This window comes from Acidovorax sp. GW460-11-11-14-LB4 (genome assembly GCF_059423685.1).
The window spans coordinates 1-17,615 of the sequence record NZ_JBWKYJ010000089.1; the positions used below are offsets into that span (position 1 = coordinate 1).

Annotated in this window: 16 protein-coding genes; 2 read left to right on the forward strand and 14 right to left on the reverse strand. The window is 64.8% G+C overall.

Annotated features, from left to right (window positions below; all coding sequences use genetic code 11):
- Positions 1 to 426: 426 nt before the first annotated feature.
- Positions 427 to 1,359 carry a LysR family transcriptional regulator gene (locus AC07X4_RS21615; RefSeq protein ID WP_494741270.1) on the reverse strand — a complete coding sequence of 311 codons (933 nt, stop codon included), beginning with the start codon at positions 1,357 to 1,359 and terminating at the stop codon, positions 427 to 429.
- An 83-nt stretch (positions 1,360 to 1,442) separates the two neighbouring features.
- Between AC07X4_RS21615 and AC07X4_RS21620 the strand changes: the two genes are divergently transcribed.
- On the forward strand, positions 1,443 to 2,186 hold the full coding sequence (locus AC07X4_RS21620) for a sulfite exporter TauE/SafE family protein (RefSeq protein ID WP_494741271.1): 744 nt from the start codon (positions 1,443 to 1,445) through the stop codon (positions 2,184 to 2,186).
- A 6-nt stretch (positions 2,187 to 2,192) separates the two neighbouring features.
- Positions 2,193 to 2,384 (forward strand): hypothetical protein, encoded by a 192-nt coding sequence (locus AC07X4_RS21625; RefSeq protein ID WP_056067526.1) that lies wholly within the window; start codon positions 2,193 to 2,195, stop codon positions 2,382 to 2,384.
- A 208-nt stretch (positions 2,385 to 2,592) separates the two neighbouring features.
- Here AC07X4_RS21625 and dgoD read toward each other — a convergent pair whose 3' ends face one another.
- The 13 genes from dgoD to AC07X4_RS21690 form a co-directional block, all read right to left on the reverse strand.
- A complete protein-coding gene (dgoD, locus tag AC07X4_RS21630; protein ID WP_494741272.1) occupies positions 2,593 to 3,741 on the reverse strand; it encodes a galactonate dehydratase in 1,149 nt (382 codons plus the stop codon).
- Positions 3,742 to 3,798: 57 nt separating this feature from the next.
- Positions 3,799 to 4,458, reverse strand: coding sequence for a 2-dehydro-3-deoxy-6-phosphogalactonate aldolase (locus AC07X4_RS21635; RefSeq protein ID WP_494741273.1), 660 nt, complete (start codon positions 4,456 to 4,458; stop codon positions 3,799 to 3,801).
- Entirely contained in the window at positions 4,455 to 5,507 is a 1,053-nt protein-coding gene (locus AC07X4_RS21640; RefSeq protein WP_494741274.1) for a 2-dehydro-3-deoxygalactonokinase, read from the reverse strand. Before AC07X4_RS21640 ends, AC07X4_RS21635 begins: the two co-directional genes overlap by 4 nt.
- A gap of 11 nt (positions 5,508 to 5,518) precedes the next feature.
- Positions 5,519 to 6,457: a dihydrodipicolinate synthase family protein gene (locus AC07X4_RS21645; protein ID WP_494741275.1), complete on the reverse strand. Its 939-nt coding sequence runs from the start codon at positions 6,455 to 6,457 to the stop codon at positions 5,519 to 5,521.
- Positions 6,458 to 6,570: 113 nt separating this feature from the next.
- Entirely contained in the window at positions 6,571 to 8,304 is a 1,734-nt protein-coding gene (locus AC07X4_RS21650; protein WP_494741276.1) for an IlvD/Edd family dehydratase, read from the reverse strand.
- Positions 8,305 to 8,338: 34 nt separating this feature from the next.
- The gene (yjfF, locus tag AC07X4_RS21655) at positions 8,339 to 9,376 is read right to left on the reverse strand and encodes a galactofuranose ABC transporter, permease protein YjfF (protein WP_494741277.1); all 1,038 of its coding nucleotides are present in this window, start codon (positions 9,374 to 9,376) and stop codon (positions 8,339 to 8,341) included.
- Positions 9,373 to 10,419: an ABC transporter permease gene (locus AC07X4_RS21660; protein WP_494741278.1), complete on the reverse strand. Its 1,047-nt coding sequence runs from the start codon at positions 10,417 to 10,419 to the stop codon at positions 9,373 to 9,375. Before AC07X4_RS21660 ends, yjfF begins: the two co-directional genes overlap by 4 nt.
- Positions 10,412 to 11,959, reverse strand: a complete 1,548-nt coding sequence (locus AC07X4_RS21665; RefSeq protein ID WP_494741279.1) for a sugar ABC transporter ATP-binding protein — start codon at positions 11,957 to 11,959, stop codon at positions 10,412 to 10,414. The genes AC07X4_RS21660 and AC07X4_RS21665 overlap by 8 nt, the downstream gene beginning before the upstream one ends.
- Positions 11,959 to 13,188: a multiple monosaccharide ABC transporter permease gene (mmsB, locus tag AC07X4_RS21670; RefSeq protein ID WP_494741280.1), complete on the reverse strand. Its 1,230-nt coding sequence runs from the start codon at positions 13,186 to 13,188 to the stop codon at positions 11,959 to 11,961. The genes AC07X4_RS21665 and mmsB overlap by 1 nt, the downstream gene beginning before the upstream one ends.
- Before the next feature lies 1 nt (position 13,189).
- The gene (gene mmsA, locus AC07X4_RS21675) at positions 13,190 to 14,707 is read right to left on the reverse strand and encodes a multiple monosaccharide ABC transporter ATP-binding protein (protein ID WP_494741281.1); all 1,518 of its coding nucleotides are present in this window, start codon (positions 14,705 to 14,707) and stop codon (positions 13,190 to 13,192) included.
- Between the two features lie 110 nt (positions 14,708 to 14,817).
- Positions 14,818 to 15,888: a multiple monosaccharide ABC transporter substrate-binding protein gene (chvE, locus tag AC07X4_RS21680; RefSeq protein WP_056067543.1), complete on the reverse strand. Its 1,071-nt coding sequence runs from the start codon at positions 15,886 to 15,888 to the stop codon at positions 14,818 to 14,820.
- A 187-nt stretch (positions 15,889 to 16,075) separates the two neighbouring features.
- Positions 16,076 to 17,041, reverse strand: coding sequence for an ABC transporter substrate-binding protein (locus tag AC07X4_RS21685; RefSeq protein WP_137746565.1), 966 nt, complete (start codon positions 17,039 to 17,041; stop codon positions 16,076 to 16,078).
- A gap of 237 nt (positions 17,042 to 17,278) precedes the next feature.
- The coding region (locus AC07X4_RS21690; RefSeq protein ID WP_494741282.1) for an aldehyde dehydrogenase family protein at positions 17,279 to 17,615 on the reverse strand (337 nt) is incomplete at its 5' end.

Consider the following 17,615-nt stretch of genomic DNA (forward strand, 5'->3'; position numbering starts at 1 on the left):
AAGTGGGGGAGGGCAGCGCCGTCATGGTGGGGTGGTAGGGCTGGCGTCACACTGATTTTAATCACAGTGTCTGGGAGGGACTGTTTTTTGGACAAGGGTAGAACAGGGTTGCAGAGGAGTTGGGGGTGTGATCGGCACCTGGCGCAATATGGGTGGGTGCTAACAGCTATTGAAATGTGAGCATTCCCTCGTTGCCATTCCGAGGGAGAAGCAATGAGTCACCAGGGGCCTGAATGAGGACGCTCCTGCCCGCCATTGGGCTAACAACCGGAAGTTGTTGTCGCGTGGCCGTCTATGCCGCAGGAAAATTGGAAGCGGTTGCGAGAGGCTGCAGCGCAGGGTTTGCAGCCGGTCAGTGTTCTGACGCTGATAGCAGGCTACCGGGCAACTGCAATCCTTATTCCATACCCTACCAACGTCCTCTGCTCACCGGCTCCCAACCTGCTGTCGCGCTGTCATCAGCGCATTGCCCAGCGCGCTCACGCTGGGTAGTTCGCTGCCTGCCGGGGTCATGCAAACGAGCAGCTTTCTCCGAGACCAAGCATCAGATAGTCCTAGGATCTGGGTGCCTGACGTGGCAAAGCGCGCAGCCGCGCTCTCGGACATGACGGCCACTCCCACGCCTTCGGCTACCAATTGCGCGACAGCGTCAAATCCGCCCAGACGCACCCGATGGCGCGGGACCCGGCCACTGCGACTGGCCTGTGCTGCCAGAAAGCGGCTGAGTCCACTCTCCCGGGCCAAACCCACAAAGGGATGCTCTAGCAATTCGCCATACGCCACGGAGCGGCGGCGGCCCAAAGACCAGCGCTTTGGCAAGAGTGCCACCAGACGGTCATCGACCCATGGCTGCACAAGCAGCCCAGTGGTGTCCACGTAATCGGCGACGATGCCCAGGTCGGCGGTGCCACGGCGCAATGCCTCTACGACCGCCTCGCTCGAAAGCTCTTGCACGTCCACATCAAGATCAGGGGTCTTCACCAAGAATTGGCCAATCGTGCGCGGAAGGCTCTCGGACATGGCGGCTGTGTTGCACAGCAGCCGAACGGTCCCGCGCAATCCATGACCAAAGCTCGCCATCTCTACATGCAGCGATTCGAGCTCAGCCAGCACGCGGTTGGCATGGCGCAGCAGAGCGCGTCCCGCATCGGTGGGTATTGCGCCCGATTTGGACCGCTCCAACAACCGCGAACCGGTCGCGTCTTCAAGACCTTTGAGGCGAGCGCTGGCCGCAGCCAACGACAGATTCACGGACGAAGCAGCGGCAGTGATGGTTCCATGCTCCATCACGGCGGCAAAGAGGTGCAGGTCAAACGGATCAACGCGGTAATCCGTGGTGCGGCGCTTAGGGGTACTCATGACCGCCATCCTACGGAATACGCGAAGGATCTGTTCACTGCTATCCGATGGACAGCACTTGGGCCATGCACACACCATAGGGCATGGACATATTGCAGCTCTTGATGGTGGTCGTTGTTTTCGTTCTGGCCGGTGGTGTGAAGGGCGTCACCGGCATGGGGCTGCCTACAGTAGCCGTGAGCTTGCTCGGGCTGTGGATGCCCCCTGTGCAAGCCGCCGCACTGTTGGTCATACCCTCGCTGGCAACCAATATCGCGCAATGCCGTGGCCCTCACCTGCGCTCGCTGGTATCCCGGCTGTGGCCCGGTTGGCTGGCAATCGCGATCGTGACTGTGAGCGCGCCCGGTCTGGGGGACGCCGTTTCCGCACAAACGACCAAGGGCTGGCTGGGCGTGATTCTCATGGCCTATGGCATCTGGGGCTTGTGGCGACCTCAGCTGCCCGATCTTTCACTCACCAGCAAATGGCTCAGCCTGCCGACAGGCGCGGCCACCGGGTTCGTGACGGCACTCACGGCCGTCTTCGTATTGCCCTGGGTTCCCTACTTGCAGACGCTGCGGCTGGGCAAGGACGAGATGGTGCAAGCGCTGGGCCTTTCATTCACCGTGGCCACTCTGTCGCTCGCCGTGAAAGTGCAGATGTCCGCCCCTTTGGGGTTGATCTCGTCGTCTGTTGCTATTGCAGTCGGTGGAGCATTGATCGGCGCATTTTGCGGGCTCAAGCTTGGTGAGCTGCTACGTAGCCGCCTTGTCGGCCCCGTCTTCCAGAAGGCACTTTTTATGGTGTTCCTCGGATTGGGTGCTGCCAATCTGATCCAGGCACACTGACACAGTATGAGCGGACAAAAGGAGTTGCTTGAGGCTGCAGCCTTGTTAGAGCGGGCTTACCGGCTGGCACACGTGTTGCAAGGCGAAGGTTTGCTTGAAATCGGAAGCAGACAGTTTGTTGCAGACGAGCTTGTCGAGGTGCTTGATGAAGCTCGTGTGGCGTTTTTTGCAGCCTGTGATTTGCCCAAACCGCTCTGACTTTCTCTGAGCTGACAGAGTCATCCCCGTACCAGCAAGCGTTCGAAAGATGAAACTGGGCGACTGCTCCTGGCCTATTGATCTGGCGCAATCCATTCATGAGCCCCGTTCGAGCCGAGGCTGCCGAAGCCCTGGGCAAGCTGAGGTACAGCGCCATCGATACTCTGGAGTAAACCGCGCCGCATCAATAACAAGGCGCCCAACTCGCTTACCACTCCGCAAAGCTCCCATCCCGGTGCCGCCACACCGGGTTCCTCCACCGGTGCCCCTCCTGCGCCCGCTCGCGCACATAGTCTTCGTTCACCTCAATCCCTAGACCCGGCCCGGTGGGGATGGCGACCATCCCGTCCTGGTACGCAAACACCCCGGGGTTGGACACATAGTCCATCAGGTCGTTGGCCTGGTTGTAGTGGATGCCCAGGCTCTGCTCCTGGATGAAGGCGTTGTAGCAAACCGCATCCAGCTGCAGGTTGGCCGCCAGTGCAATCGGGCCCAGCGGGCAGTGCAGGGCCAGGGCTACGTCGTAGGCCTCGGCCATGCTGGCGATCTTGCGGGTTTCGGTGATGCCGCCTGCGTGCGAGGGGTCGGGCTGGATGATGTCCGCATAGCCGCCTTGCAGCACGCGCTTGAAGTCCCAGCGCGAGTACAGACGCTCGCCCAGGGCAATGGGGGTGGATGAGATGCGGGCGATCTCCTTCAGCGCCTCTTCATGTTCGCTCAGCACAGGCTCTTCGATGAACATGAGCTTGTAGGGCTCCAGCTCCTTGACCAGCACCTTGGCCATGGGCCTGTGCACGCGGCCGTGAAAGTCCACGCCAATGCCGACGTTCGGGCCCACGGCCTCGCGCACGGCGGCAACGTTTTGCAGGCAGCGCTCCACCTTGTCGTAGCTGTCCACGTACTGCACCTCTTCGGTGCCATTCATCTTCACGGCGGTAAAGCCGCGTGCCACGGCGGCCTGGGCGGCGGCGGCCGTTTCGCTGGGGCGGTCTCCGCCGATCCAGCTGTAGACCTTGATGTGGCTGCGCACATGGCCCCCCAGCAGCTCGGACACGGGCACGCCCAGCGCCTTGCCCTTGATGTCCCACAGCGCCTGGTCGATGCCGGCCAGCGCGCTCATGTGCACGCCGCCGCCCCGGTAAAAGCCGCCCCGGTACAGCACGGTCCAGTGGTCTTCGATGTGGCGTGGGTCTTTGCCAATGAGGTAGTCGGCCAGTTCATCGACCGCAGCGGCCACGGTGTGCGCGCGACCTTCCAGCACGGGCTCGCCCCAGCCGGTGATGCCTTCGTCGGTTTCTATTTTGAGGAAGCACCAGCGCGGCGGGACGATGAACGTGGTGAGTCGGGTGATCTTCATGGGGACGGGCAGTCGGTTCAGAAGTGCTGGGTTGTCTGGAACGAGTAAGGGGGCGGTTCAGGCCGTGGCGGGCGCGGTGCCAAAGGACGCCTGCCACGCCCGCGCAAACGCTGCAGCCTTGTGCGCCACCTCGGGGGCCTGGTCACCGGGCCGGTACAGGGCCGATCCCAGGCCAAAGCCGCTGGCGCCAGCGGCCGCATAGGGCGCGATGCTCTCGGGCACGATGCCGCCCACGGGCACCAGCGCCATGGGCGGCGTGATGACGGCGCGCCAGGCCTTGAGCACATGGGGCGGCAGCGCCTCGGCCGGAAAGAGCTTGAGCATGTTGGCGCCCGCCGCCAGCGCGGCATAGGCCTCGGTCAGCGTGGCCACGCCGGGCGCGCAGGCCATGCCGGCGGCGCGGGCGGCCCGGATCACATCGGGGTTGCTGTGGGGCATGACGATGATCTGCCCGCCGGCTGCCGCCACATCGGCCACGGCATCGATGGAGAGCACGGTGCCTGCGCCCACGAGGCAGTCGGCAGGCAGTGCATCGCGCAGCGCGCGGATGCTGGCCAGCGGCTCGGGGGAGTTGAGCGGCACTTCGATGATTCGAAACCCCGCGTCGTACAGCGCGTGGCCGATGGCCACCACCTCGTGCGGCTGCACGCCCCGCAGGATGGCGATGAGCCCGCAGCGCTGCAGGATGTGAAAAAGGGCTTTGTCGATGGGGTTCATGCAGCCAGACTCCCGGCGGTGAAGGGGTGTGAGGAGGAGGAGGGTGCGGGCGCAACGACCAGCCCTGCCGCCAGCGCGATCTGCCACAGCCCGGTGGCCGTGGCCTGCGTGGCGATGGCGGGGGCGGCAAAGCCACAGGTCTGCAGCGCTACGGCGTAGCGGCGGCACAGGTCGGGCTCGCCGCACAGCACCAGCGTTTGTGGTGTTGTTGGGGTTTGATCCTGTGCGCGTGCCAGGCTGGCCACCTCGTGCCCGATCAGCAGGCCCGAGAGGTAGTCCGCCTGCGCGGTAGGCGCCAGCGCGCCGGTCAGCCCCAGCGTGCGGGTGCTGAAGATGTGCGAGAGCAGTCCCAGCGCGGCATCGCTGCCCCGCGCCACCTCCAGCCCGCGCGCAAAGGCATCGTCGTCGGGTGCCGCTGCGGCCTGCATGGTCTTGCCCAGAATCGTGTGGCCGCGCAGTGCGGCAAACACCTCGCCGGTCATAAAGGTGTGGAACTGTTCGATGCGGCCCCGGCGTGCCAGCACCCATTTGCTGTGGGTGCCGGGCAGGCCGATGAGCACGGGCGCATCCGCAGGCAGCGCAAGGCCCGCCAGCACGCCCAGCACCTGGGTTTCTTCGCCGCGCATCACGTTGGGCAGCGCGCCCTGCTGCAACAGGCCCGGCACGATGTGCAGCGGCGGGCCGTCGCGCCGCGCCACCAGCGCCAGGCCCCGCGCCAATGCATCGAGCGAGGTGGGCGTCGACAGGTACTTGGCCTCGCGCCAGCCCTGGGCGCTACCCACCATGCCGCAGGCCAGCAGGGGCAGGCCGGGGGCGGCGGCCAGCCAGTCGCCGCAGGTGTCTTGCAGTGCGCATTCAAACGCGGCGCTGGGTTCGCCGTCTGCCACGCTTGCAGTGGCGGGGGGCAGGTTCATGATGCCCCAGGGGCGGTGCCGGGTCTCCAGCACCTCGCCATGTGCGCCCATGCGGAAGGCGCGCAATGCGCTGGTGCCCCAGTCCAGGGCAATCAGGCCCGCCTCGGCGGGCACCAGATAACGTGCAGGCACCATGGGTGTCCTGCTTAACGCGCCCAGCGCAGCACCAGCGGGTCCAGCCGCCGTGCGATGTCGATCAGGCCGCGCCGCACTTCGGGGTGCATGGCCGGGAAGGGGTGGCGGCCTGCCTCGCAGGCGATCACGCCGCCTTCCTTCATCAGCGCCTTGGCTGTGAGGATGCCGCCCTGGCGGTTCTCGTGGTTGATGAGCGGCAACCAGCGCTGGTAGAGCGCAAACGCCTGGTCCATGTCACCCTGGCGGTGCGCCTCGATGATGGGGCGAATGCCGTCGGGGAAGGCGCCACCCGTCATCGCGCCCGTGGCGCCCGCATCCAGGTCGGCCAGCAGGGTGATGGCCTCTTCGCCGTCCCACGGGCCTTCGATGGCGTCTCCACCCAGGCGGATCAGCTCGCGCAGCTTGCTGGCGGCGCCGGGCACTTCGATCTTGAAGTAGGCCAGGTTTTCAATCTCCTGCGCCATGCGGGCCAGGAAAGGAGCCGACAGCACGGTGCCGCTGGCGGGTGCGTCCTGCACCATGATCGGAATGCGGATCGCGTCGGACACACGGGCATAGAACTCGTAGATCTGCGCCTCGGGCACGCGGAAGGTGGCACCGTGATACGGCGGCATGACCATCACCATGGCGGCGCCCATGTCCTGCGCGGCGCGGCTGCGCTCGGCGCACACGCGGGTGCCGTAGTGGGTGGTGGTGACGATGACCGGCACGCGGCCCGCCACGTGCTCCAGCGATGTGCGGGTGAGGACTTCGCGCTCGGCATCGGACAGCGAGAACTGCTCGGAGAAGTTGGCCAGGATGCAGACGCCATCCACACCGGCGTCGATCATGAAGTCGAGGCAGCGCTTCTGGCTGTCGAGGTCGAGCGTGCCGTCTTCGTGGAAGGTGGTGGGCACGACGGGGAAGATGCCGCGGTAGCGAGGGTTCTGGAGGGAATGGGTGGCTGGCATGGCGGGTGCGGGTAAGAATTTGAGTGAAATATGCCTATAGCGCCAGTTGAATAAGCGCTGGTAGCTATTGAATCTGTAGCAATTGACTGCGACGAGCCCCTCATTGGGGCACATCAATGCGAGTGGCGGGGCACGGCAGCCCCCCGGCAGCCGACCAAGAAGTCAAAGTCGCAACCATCGTCCGCCTGCAGTACGTGGTCCACATACAGCCGCTGGTAGCCGCCGCGTCCGCCGTTGTCCGTGCCAGCCAATGCGGCCAGGCGTGCTGCCAGTTCCTCGTCGCTGATGTCCAGGTGCAGGCGGCCGTTCTCGCAGTCCAGCTCAATGAAGTCGCCATCGCGCACAGCAGCCAGCGGGCCACCGGCTGCCGCCTCGGGCGCCACGTGCAGCACCACGGTGCCGTAGGCGGTGCCGCTCATGCGGGCGTCGGAGATGCGCACCATGTCCTTCACGCCCTGGCGCAGCAGCTTCGGGGGCAGGCCCATGTTGCCCACCTCGGCCATGCCGGGGTAGCCCTTGGGGCCGCAGTTCTTGAGCACCATCACGCAGCTCGCGTCGATGTCCAGGTTCTCATCGACGATGCGCTCCTTGTAGTGCTCCAGGTTCTCGAACACCACAGCGCGGCCCCGGTGCTTGAGCAGTTCGGGCGAGGCGGCGGAGGGCTTGAGCACCGCGCCACGCGGCGCCAGGTTGCCGCGCAGGATGCAGATGCCACCGTCGGCAATCAGCGGGTTGTTGATCGGGCGGATCACCTTGTCGTTGTATTGCGGGGCTTCGCGCACGTTGTCCCACAGGCTCTTGCCGTTGACGGTGAGTGCGTTGGGGTGGGGCAGCAGGCCGTTCTCGCCCAGGCGCCGCAGCACGGCGGGCAGGCCGCCCGCGTAGTAGAACTCTTCCATCAGGAAGCGGCCCGAGGGCTGCAGGTCCACCAGCGTGGGCGTGCCACGGCCAATGCGCGTCCAGTCCTCCAGGTCCAGCTGCACGCCGATGCGGCCCGCGATGGCCTTGAGGTGGATGACCGCATTGGTCGATCCGCCGATGGCCGCATTGGTGCGGATCGCGTTCTCAAACGCCTCGCGGGTCAGGATCTTGGAGAGCGTGAGCCCTTCGTGTGCCATCTCCACAATGCGCTTGCCCGACATGTGGGCCAGCACATACCGGCGCGAGTCCACCGCCGGGATGGCTGCGTTGTGCGGCAGCGATGTGCCCAGCGATTCAGCCATGCACGCCATGGTGCTGGCCGTGCCCATGGTGTTGCAGGTGCCCGCTGAGCGCGACATGCCGGCCTCGGCCGCGAAGAACTGGTGCTCGTTGATCTCGCCGGCTTTCAACGATTCGTGCAGGCGCCATACGGCGGTGCCCGAACCGATGTCCTTGCCGTCGAGCTTGCCGTTGAGCATGGGCCCGCCCGTGACCACGATGGCGGGCACATCGCAGCTGGCCGCGCCCATCAGCAGGGCAGGCGTGGTCTTGTCGCAGCCCACCAGCAGCACCACGGCGTCGATAGGGTTACCGCGAATGGCCTCTTCCACGTCCATGCTGGCCAGGTTGCGCGTGAGCATGGCCGTGGGCCGCAGGTTGGATTCGCCGTTGGAGAACACCGGGAATTCGACGGGGAAGCCACCCGCCTCGTAGATGCCGCGCTTCACATGCTCGGCGATCTTGCGAAAGTGGGCGTTGCAGGGCGTGAGTTCGGACCAGGTGTTGCAGATGCCGATCACGGGGCGGCCGTCGAACGCGTGGTCGGGGATGCCCTGGTTCTTCATCCAGCTGCGGTACATGAAGCCGTTTTTGTCGGCCGTGCCGAACCATTCGGCGGAGCGGAGTTTGCGCTTGGGGGTGGTCATGGTGGGGTGCGAGAGAAAGAGGAGAAATGAAGAGTCAACGGGCCTTGCCCGAGCGGCGCGAAAGCAGCCGCTGCAGCAGACAGAAAGCGAACAGCAGCACACCAACGACGATGCGTGTCCACCAGGAGCTGAGCGTGCCGTCGAAGGAAATCAGGGTCTGGATGATTCCGAGCATGAGCACGCCAAACAGCGTGCCCGCCACATAGCCCACGCCACCGGTGAGCAGCGTTCCGCCAATGACCACGGCGGCAATCGCGTCCAGCTCCATGCCCACGGCATGCAGGCCATAGCCCGAGAGCATGTAGAACGTGAACACCACGCCCGCCAGCGCTGAGCAAAAGCCCGACAGCGTGTAGACGCCAATGAGCGTGCGGCGCACCGACAGGCCCATGAGCACGGCCGAGTGCTCGCTGCCGCCCACCGCATACACGCTGCGGCCAAACGGCGTGCAGTGCGCCACGAACAGGGCCACCAGCAGCACGGCGATGGCGATGAGCGCGCCCAGCGATAGGGATGCGCCTTCCCACAGCGGCAGGCGCCACTGGGCCAGCTCGGAGTAGCCCTCGTGGGTGATGCTGATCGAGTCGATGCTGATCAGGTAGCACAGCCCCCGCGCCAGGAACATGCCTGCCAGCGTGACGATGAAGGGCTGCAGCCGAAAGCGTTCAATCAGGAACCCCATGAACGCGCCAAACGCGGTGCCCATCAGCAGCACCAGCGGGATGGCGGCTAGCGGGTTCCAGCCCCGGTGTTCCACCAGCGCGGCCAGCACCATGGTGGTCAGCGCCACCACGGAGCCCACCGAGAGGTCGATGCCGCCCGACAGGATCACAAACGTCATGCCCACCGCCACGATGATGAGGAAGGCGTTGTCGATCAGCAGGTTGAGGAACACCTGGGCCGAGAAGAACCCGGTGTACAGCACCGAGCCCAGCGTGGCCATGGCCACGAACAGCGAGATGGTGGCGGCCAGCGGCAGGTACTTGGGGTTGAACCGCGCGCGCTCGGCGGGGGCCTGTGGGGCAGGGTGGGTCACGGTGCCGAAGCCTGCGGTCTTGGGTACGGCGCTCATTGCAAAGCTCCCGCGCCGGGGCGGCGTGCCAGGGCGCCCACTTGCGCCCGGAACTCGGGCGACTGCAGCAGCATCACGATGAACACCACCACGGCCTTCACCACCAGGTTGATCTCGGGCGGCACGCCCAGCGAGTAGATGGCGTAGGTCAGCGTCTGGATGATGAGCGCGCCGATCACGCTGCCCACCAGGCTGAAGCGGCCTCCGGTGAGGGCGGTGCCACCCAGCGTAACGGCCAGGATGGCGTCCAGCTCCAGCAGCTGCCCAGCGTTGTTGCCATCCGCGCTCTTCACGTTGGAGCTGATCAGCAGCCCCGCAATGCCTGCGCAGACGCCGCAGAAAACGTACGCGGCCACGATAAGCCGCCCCGCCTGCACACCCGCCACCCGCGCCGCCGTGGGGTTGATGCCCACTGCCTGGATGAACAGGCCCAGCGCTGTGCGCGTGATGGCGAGGTACAGCACCACGAAGACTGCGGCCACTACGAACACAGAGAACGGCAGCCCTGCCAGGTACCCACCGCCCATGAAGAAGTAGGGCGTGTAGTAGATGGTGATGATCTGCCCGTCGGTGATGAGCTGGGCAATGCCCCGGCCCGCCACCATAAGGATCAGCGTGGCGATGATGGGCTGCATGCCCACCTTGGCGACCAGCACGCCATTCCACAGCCCGCACAGCAGTGCGATGCCGATGGCGCCCAGGATGGCGATTGGGAGTGGGAACCGGCTTTCAGTGCCCGATACCGAGCCGCCAATCAGCCACGCGGCCACCGCCGCGGCAATCGCGACCACGGCGCCCACCGAAATATCGATGCCGCGTGTGGCAATCACCAGCGTCATGCCCAGCGACACCAGCACCAGCGGTGCGGCGCGGTTCAGGATGTCAATGAGGCTGCCGTACAGGTGGCCGTCGCGCCATTCGATGTGCAGAAAGCTGCTGTTGAACACCGTGTTCACGATAAGTAGCAGCGCCAGCGTGATCAGCGGCCAGGCCAGGCGGTGTCGCAGCAACGCCGCCAGAAGGGAAGGGGAACGTTCAAGCATGTTCGGCAGCAATCAGGTCGTAAACGGCGTCTTCGCTGCTGCCAGCGGGCAGCTCGCCCACCTTGTGGCGGTCGCGGAGCACCACGATGCGGTGCGCCACGCGCACCACCTCGCTCATTTCGGAAGAGATGAACAGCACGGCCATGCCCGCCTGGGCCAGACGCAGGATCTGGTCCATGATTTCCTGCTTGGCGGCCACGTCGATGCCGCGCGTGGGTTCGTCCAGGATCAGCAGGCGCGGCTCGATGGCCATCCAGCGCGCAAGGATCGCCTTTTGCTGGTTGCCACCCGAGAGCAGGCCGATGGGCTTGTCCACCGTCTCGGTCTTGATGCCCAGCAACTTCACGTAGCGTTCGGCCAGCGCAGTCTGCTCGGCACGCGAGAGGAACTTGCTCACACCCATTCGGGCCTGCAGTGCCAGCGCAATGTTCTCGCGCACCGACAGTTCGGCCACGATGCCGTCGGTCTTGCGCTCTTCGGGGCACAGGGCCAGGCCGTGGCGGATCGCGTCCATGGGGTTCGCAAACTTCACCACCTGCCCGTCGATGCGCAGCGCGCCCCGGTCGGGCTGCTCCAGGCCAAACAGCAGGCGCGCCAGCTCGGTGCGGCCTGAGCCCAGCAGCCCGGCCAGGCCCACCACCTCGCCCGCGCGGATCTGCAGGTCCAGCGGTTGGAGTTGCGTGTCCTGCCCCAACCCCTCGGCTTGCAGCAGCGTGGCTTGGCGGGTGTCCACAGCGGGCGCTGGTGCAGGTTGCTCCGAAGCAGCCGCCATGTCGCGGCCCAGCATGGCAGCAATCAACGCCTGCGGGCTCAGGTCCTTGGCCAGCCACTCACCCACCCAGCTGCCATTGCGCAGCACGGTGATGCGGTCGGAGACGGCATACACCTGGTTCAAAAAGTGCGTCACAAAGACGATGGAAAGCCCCTCGCCGCGCAAGCGGCGCAGCACCTCAAAGAGCTTTTGCACCTCGTCGTCGTCCAGGCTGGAGGTAGGCTCGTCCAGAATCAGCACACGCGATTCGATGCTCAGCGCCCGTGCAATCGCCACCAGCTGCTGCACGGCCACGGGGTAGTCCGACAGCAGGCGCGTCACGTCGATCTGCAGCCCGATGCGCGCCACCAGATGGCGGGCGCGCTGGTGCAGCGTGGCCCAATCGATGCGAAAACCCTGCGCGATGCCGCAGCGCGGGTAGCGGCCCGCAAAGATGTTCTCGGCCACCGAGAGGTTGGGGCAGAGGTTGACCTCCTGGTACACCGTGCTGATGCCCAGGCGCTGCGCGGCCAGCGGCGAGTCCGGCCACACCGCTTCTCCGCCCAGCCGCATCTGCCCACCGCTGGCCTCCAGCACGCCCGTAAGCACCTTGATCAGCGTGGACTTGCCCGCACCGTTTTGCCCCATCAGCGCATGGATCTCGCCGGGGTAGAGGTTGAGCTGCACATCGCGCAGCACGGGGATGCCCGCAAACTGCTTGTGGATTCCCGAAAGCTGCAGCACCGGAGCGGCTGGGGCGTGAGCGGTGGACGCGTCCATGGGGGGCATCACGCTTTGTTCTTGTTGTAAACGTCCACGAGCACGGCGGCCAGCAGCACGACGCCCTTGATGACCTGCTGGTAGTCGATGCCGATGCCCAGGATGGACATGCCGTTGTTCATCACGCCCATCACAAAGGCGCCGATGACCGCGCCCATCACCTTGCCCACACCACCCGAGGCTGAGGCGCCGCCGATGAAGCAGGCAGCGATCACGTCCAGCTCAAAACCCAGGCCCGCCTTGGGCGTGGCGGTGTTGAGCCGCGCCGCAAACACCAGACCGGCCAGGGCTGCCAGCACGCCCATGTTGATGAAGGCATACAGCGTGAGCCGCTCGGTTTTGATGCCGGAGAGCTTGGCCGCCTTCTCATTGCCGCCCATGGCATAGATGCGGCGACCGATGGTGGTGCGGCTGGTGACAAAGTCGAACAGCACGATCAGCAGCGCCATCACGATGAGCACATTGGGCAGGCCCTTGTACGAGGCCAGAAGGTAGCTGAAGTACACCAGCAGCCCACCAAACACCACGGTGCGGGCGATGAACAGACCCGCAGGCTCCGTCTGCACGCCATGGCGCAGGCGGTTGGCGCGCTGGCGCAGTCCACCCACGGCCAGGGCCGCAGCCACGGCAGTGCCCAGCAGCAGCGAGGTCAGGCGCAGCCCCTCCACGCTGAACAGGTCGGGGATGAACCCCGAGCTGAGCATCTGGAATGCCGAGGGGAACGGCCCCACCGACTGACCGGCCAGCAGCGCCAGCGCCAGGCCCTTGAACACCAGCATGCCCGCCAGCGTGACGATGAACGACGGAATGCGCGAGAACGCCACAAAGCTGCCCTGCACCGCACCAATGAGCCCGCCGCAGAGCAGGCACACCAGCGTGGCGGGCACAAAGTGCCAGTTGTATTCGACCATCAGCACCGCCGCCAGTGCGCCGATGAAGCCACACACCGAGCCCACCGACAGGTCGATGTGCCCGGCCACGATGACCAGCAGCATGCCCAGCGCCATGATGACGATGTAGCTGTTCTGCAGCACCAGGTTTGTCAGGTTCAAGGGCTGCATCAGCGTGCCCTCGGTCATGTACTGGAAGAAGCCCATGATGGCCACCAGCGTGATCAACATGCCGTATTCGCGCAGGTTGTGCTGCAGGTGTTGCAACAGCGATTTGTCGTGCCGCGCCGCTGTTGTCGGTGTTCCGTCGGCCAGCGTGCTGGCGGGGGGATGGGTGGTCTGGCTCATATCAACTGGCTTTCACAATCGCTCGCATGATCTTTTCTTGCGAGGCCTCTGAAGTTGGCATCTCGGCCACAAAGCGGCCTTCGTTCATCACATAGATGCGGTCCGTGATGCCCAGCAGCTCGGGCATTTCGGAGGAGATCACGATCACACACTTGCCCTCGGCCGCCAGCTGGGCAATCAGCGTGTAGATCTCATACTTGGCGCCCACGTCAATGCCGCGTGTGGGCTCGTCGAGGATGAGCACCTCGGGGCTGGTGAACAGCCATTTGCTCAGCACCACTTTTTGCTGGTTGCCGCCCGACAGGTTCAGCGTCTTCTGGTCCACGCCCGAGCAGCGGATGCGCAGCTTCTCGCGGTAGTCCTGTGCCACGCGGTGTTCCTGGCCGCTGTCGATCACGCTGGCGAACGACACGCCCGGCAGGTTGGCCAGCGAGGTGTTGAACTGGATGTCTTCGTTCAGCACCAGGCCATTGCCCTTGCGGTCTTCGGTCACATAGGCCAGGCCGTGGCGTACGGCCTTTTCCACCGTGCTCACGTCGATGGGCTGGCCGTGCAGCCGCACTTCGCCGCTGATGCGCAGGCCCCACGAGCGGCCGAAGATGCTCATGGCCAGCTCGGTGCGGCCTGCGCCCATCAGGCCCGCAATGCCCACTATCTCGCCGCGCCGCACATTCAGGTCGATGCCCTTGAGGTGCTCGCGGTCGCTGCGCTGCGGGTGGTGGGCGCGCCAGTTGCGCACCTCAAAAACAATGTCACCCACTTGCGGCTGGCGCAGGGGGTAGCGGTCGCTCATCTCGCGGCCCACCATGGCCTGGATCACGCGGTCTTCGCTCACCGGGCCCTCGCGGCAGTCCAACATCTGCACGGTGCTGCCGTCGCGCAGCACGGTGATGGCATCCGCCACGCGCGAGATTTCGTTGAGCTTGTGCGAGATCAGGATGCAGGTGATGCCCTGGGCTTTCAGCTCCAGCAGCAGGTCGAGCAGGGCCTGGCTGTCGTTCTCGTTGAGGCTGGCGGTGGGCTCGTCCAGGATCAGCAGGCGCACCTTGCGCGACAGCGCCTTGGCAATCTCCACCAGCTGCTGCTTGCCCACGCCCAACTGGCCCACCGGCGTATCGGGCGATTCGCGCAGGCCCACCTTGTGCAGCAGTGCCTGGGCGCGGCTGTGGGCGGCCATCCAGTCGATGACGCCGTGCTGCGCGGTTTCGTTGCCCAGAAAGATGTTTTCGGCAATCGACAGGAGGGGCACCAGGGCCAGCTCCTGGTGAATGATGATGATGCCCAGGTGCTCGCTGTCGCGGATGCCTGCAAACTCGCGCTCTTGCCCGTCGAACAGGATCTGGCCGCTGTAGCTGCCATGGGGATACACACCCGACAGCACCTTCATCAGCGTGGATTTGCCCGCCCCGTTTTCGCCGACGATGGCATGGATCTCCCCGGCCTGCACCTGCAGGTTGACCTGGTTCAGCGCCACCACGCCGGGGAAGGTTTTGCGGATGTTCCGCATTTCAAGAAGCATGGTCTCTCAGTCTGTTGGTGGGGCCTCTGACCCCATCCCGGTTGCAGGCCGCCTGCGCTGCCCCGGTGGCATTCGCAGGCGGCGGCTTTAGATGCAGAAGCCGCTCGCGCTCACTTGATCTGAGACTCTTTGTAGTACCCGCTGCCCACCAGCACCGTGTTCCAGTTGGATACGTCCACCGACACGGGCTTGAGCAGGTACGAGGGCACCACCTTCACGCCGTTGTTGTAGGTCTTGGTGTCGTTGATCTCGGGCTGCTTGCCCGTCAGCACGGCGTCCACCATGTTGGCGGCCACCTTGGCCAGCTCGCGGGTGTCCTTGAACACGGTGGAAGACTGTTCGCCCTTGAGGATGGACTTGATGGAAGGCACCTCAGCGTCTTGGCCGCTGACCACGGGGCAGGGCTGCTGGGCGGTGCAGTAGCCCACGCCCTTGAGGGAGGACAGGATGCCGATGGAGATGCCGTCATAGGGCGACAGCACCGCATGCACCTTGTCCTTGCCGTAGTAGGCCGACAGCAGGTTGTCCATGCGCGCCTGGGCCACCGAGCCATCCCAGCGCAGCGTGCCCACCTTGTTCATGCCGGTCTGCTTGCTGCGCACCACCAGCTTGCCGCTGTCGATGTAGGGCTGCAGCACGCTCATGGCGCCGTCGTAGAAGAAGAAGGCGTTGTTGTCGTCCGGCGAGCCGCCGAACAGTTCAATGTTGAACGGGCCCTTGCCTTGCTTGAGGCCCAGCTTGTCCACGATGGAGGTGGCCTGCAGCACACCCACCTGGAAGTTGTCGAACGTGGCGTAGTAGTCCACGTTCTTCGATCCCTTGATGAGGCGGTCGTACGCAATGACCTTCACGCCTTTGTCGGCCGCGTTTTGCAGCGCCTTGGACAGCGTGGTGCCGTCAATCGACGCGATCACCAGCACCTTGGCGCCCTTGGTGATCATGTTCTCGATTTGCGCGAGCTGGTTGGGGATGTCGTCTTCGGCGTACTGCAGGTCGGTCTTGTAGCCCCTGTCCTTGAGCACCTTGACCATGTTGTCGCCATCGGCAATCCAGCGCGCCGAGGACTTGGTGGGCATCGAGATGCCGATGGTGCCCTTGTCCTGTGCCGATGCCACGGACGTGGCGCCGATGGCAGCCAGTGCCACGGTGGCCAACACGGCCTTGAAAATTGCACGCTTCATTTGAGTCTGTCTCCTGATGTTGTTTTGATTTGATTGCCGCTTGGATGCGTCACGGCCTTACGAAACTGTCGCGGCCCAGTGCCAGAGCCACCGCCCAAGGGCCGCCCCGCCGGGCCGGTGGCGTCCCCCTTCCCGCATCGCGCAGCGATGCGAGAGAAAGGGGGAAGGCGCGCAGCGCCTCAGGGGGTTAATACTTCCTGTTCGGCATTTCCTTCGCCGCCACTTCCATCGGGAAGATGCCTTCTTCCGTCACGATGCGCTTGGGCACCGCCTTGCCAGCCTTGATGTCCTTGACGGCGCTCATCAGCTGCGGGCCCAGCAGGGGGCTGCATTCCACACTCACATTGAGCTTGCCGGCGATCATGGCTTCGAAGGCGCCCTTCACCGCGTCGATGGAGATGATCACGATGTCCTTGGCGGGCTTCATGCCGGCCTCTTCGATGGCCTGGATGGCGCCAATCGCCATGTCGTCGTTGTGCGCGTACAGCACATTGATCTTCTTGCCCTCGGCCTTCAGGAAGGCTTCCATCACTTCCTTGCCCTTGGCACGGGTGAAGTCGCCGGTCTGGCTGCGGATGATCTTGAACTTGGGGTCGGCCTTGATGACTTCTTCAAAGCCCTTCTTGCGGTCGATGGCAGGGGCCGAGCCCACGGTGCCTTGCAGCTCGACGATGTTGACCTCGCCCTTCTGGTCTTTCATCTTCTCCACCAGCCAGCGGCCGGCCTTGCGGCCTTCTTCCACAAAGTCCGAGCCCATGAAGGTCACATACAGCGACGTGTCCTTGGTGTTCACCGCGCGGTCGGTCAGCACCACGGGGATCTTGGCGGCCTTGGCCTCGCGCAGCACGGGTTCCCAGCCCGACTCCACCACGGGCGAGAACGCAATCACGTCCACCTTCTGTGCGATGAACGAGCGGATGGCCTTGATCTGGTTCTCCTGCTTTTGCTGCGCGTCCGAGAACTTCAGCTCGATGCCCGCCTCTTTGGCGGCGGACTTGATGGACTCGGTATTGGCGGTGCGCCATTCGCTCTCGGCCCCCACCTGGCTGAAGCCCAGCACGAGGGGCTTTTGCGCCCAGGCGGCGCCGGGCAGCAGGGCGGCCACGGGCACGCTGGCCAAGGCGGCAGCAACGGTGCGGCGGTTCATTTTCATCATCTTGTCTCCTGTCTGTAATGGTTGGTTGACGACGGTTGCGGGATGGAAAAGCAGCGATGCGATGAAGGATGGTTCAGAAGGTGGGAAGGAATCCAGCGTGCCAGAGCAGGTTGCCAAAACGCTTCCGCTCTAGGCGCAAAGCGCAGTCATAGCTCGGGCTATGGCGAGCATTTGCAACGACGAGCGGGAGTGTTTTGGCGACATGAGCGGGCATGTTGGGTTCCTTCCCACCTTCTAGGCCAGCATGTAGCCCGTCTTGACGGTGGTGTAGAACTCGGCCGCATAGCGCCCCTGCTCGCGGGCGCCGTAGCTCGACTCCTTGCGGCCACCAAACGGCACATGAAAGTCCACACCCGCCGTGGGCAGGTTCACCATGGTCATGCCCACGGCCGCGTGGCGCTTGAAGTGCATGGCGCGCTTGAGCGACGTGGTGCAAATGCCCGCGCACAGGCCAAAGGGCGTGTCATTGGCCAGGGCCAGTGCGTGGTCGTAGTCGTCGGCCCGCAGCACACAGGCCACGGGGCCAAAGATTTCCTCGCGCGCCACGCGGTGCTCAGGGCGGGCCAGGAAG

What these genes read in the sequence shown, in the direction of transcription:
- AC07X4_RS21615 (WP_494741270.1), bottom strand. Translation starts at nt 1,359, where the DNA reads ATGAGTACCCCTAAGCGCCGCACCACGGATTACCGCGTTGATCCGTTT.
- AC07X4_RS21620 (WP_494741271.1), top strand. Translation starts at nt 1,443, where the DNA reads ATGGACATATTGCAGCTCTTGATGGTGGTCGTTGTTTTCGTTCTGGCC.
- AC07X4_RS21625 (WP_056067526.1), top strand. Translation starts at nt 2,193, where the DNA reads ATGAGCGGACAAAAGGAGTTGCTTGAGGCTGCAGCCTTGTTAGAGCGG.
- dgoD (WP_494741272.1), bottom strand. Translation starts at nt 3,741, where the DNA reads ATGAAGATCACCCGACTCACCACGTTCATCGTCCCGCCGCGCTGGTGC.
- AC07X4_RS21635 (WP_494741273.1), bottom strand. Translation starts at nt 4,458, where the DNA reads ATGAACCCCATCGACAAAGCCCTTTTTCACATCCTGCAGCGCTGCGGG.
- AC07X4_RS21640 (WP_494741274.1), bottom strand. Translation starts at nt 5,507, where the DNA reads ATGGTGCCTGCACGTTATCTGGTGCCCGCCGAGGCGGGCCTGATTGCC.
- AC07X4_RS21645 (WP_494741275.1), bottom strand. Translation starts at nt 6,457, where the DNA reads ATGCCAGCCACCCATTCCCTCCAGAACCCTCGCTACCGCGGCATCTTC.
- AC07X4_RS21650 (WP_494741276.1), bottom strand. Translation starts at nt 8,304, where the DNA reads ATGACCACCCCCAAGCGCAAACTCCGCTCCGCCGAATGGTTCGGCACG.
- yjfF (WP_494741277.1), bottom strand. Translation starts at nt 9,376, where the DNA reads ATGAGCGCCGTACCCAAGACCGCAGGCTTCGGCACCGTGACCCACCCT.
- AC07X4_RS21660 (WP_494741278.1), bottom strand. Translation starts at nt 10,419, where the DNA reads ATGCTTGAACGTTCCCCTTCCCTTCTGGCGGCGTTGCTGCGACACCGC.
- AC07X4_RS21665 (WP_494741279.1), bottom strand. Translation starts at nt 11,959, where the DNA reads ATGCCCCCCATGGACGCGTCCACCGCTCACGCCCCAGCCGCTCCGGTG.
- mmsB (WP_494741280.1), bottom strand. Translation starts at nt 13,188, where the DNA reads ATGAGCCAGACCACCCATCCCCCCGCCAGCACGCTGGCCGACGGAACA.
- mmsA (WP_494741281.1), bottom strand. Translation starts at nt 14,707, where the DNA reads ATGCTTCTTGAAATGCGGAACATCCGCAAAACCTTCCCCGGCGTGGTG.
- chvE (WP_056067543.1), bottom strand. Translation starts at nt 15,888, where the DNA reads ATGAAGCGTGCAATTTTCAAGGCCGTGTTGGCCACCGTGGCACTGGCT.
- AC07X4_RS21685 (WP_137746565.1), bottom strand. Translation starts at nt 17,041, where the DNA reads ATGAAAATGAACCGCCGCACCGTTGCTGCCGCCTTGGCCAGCGTGCCC.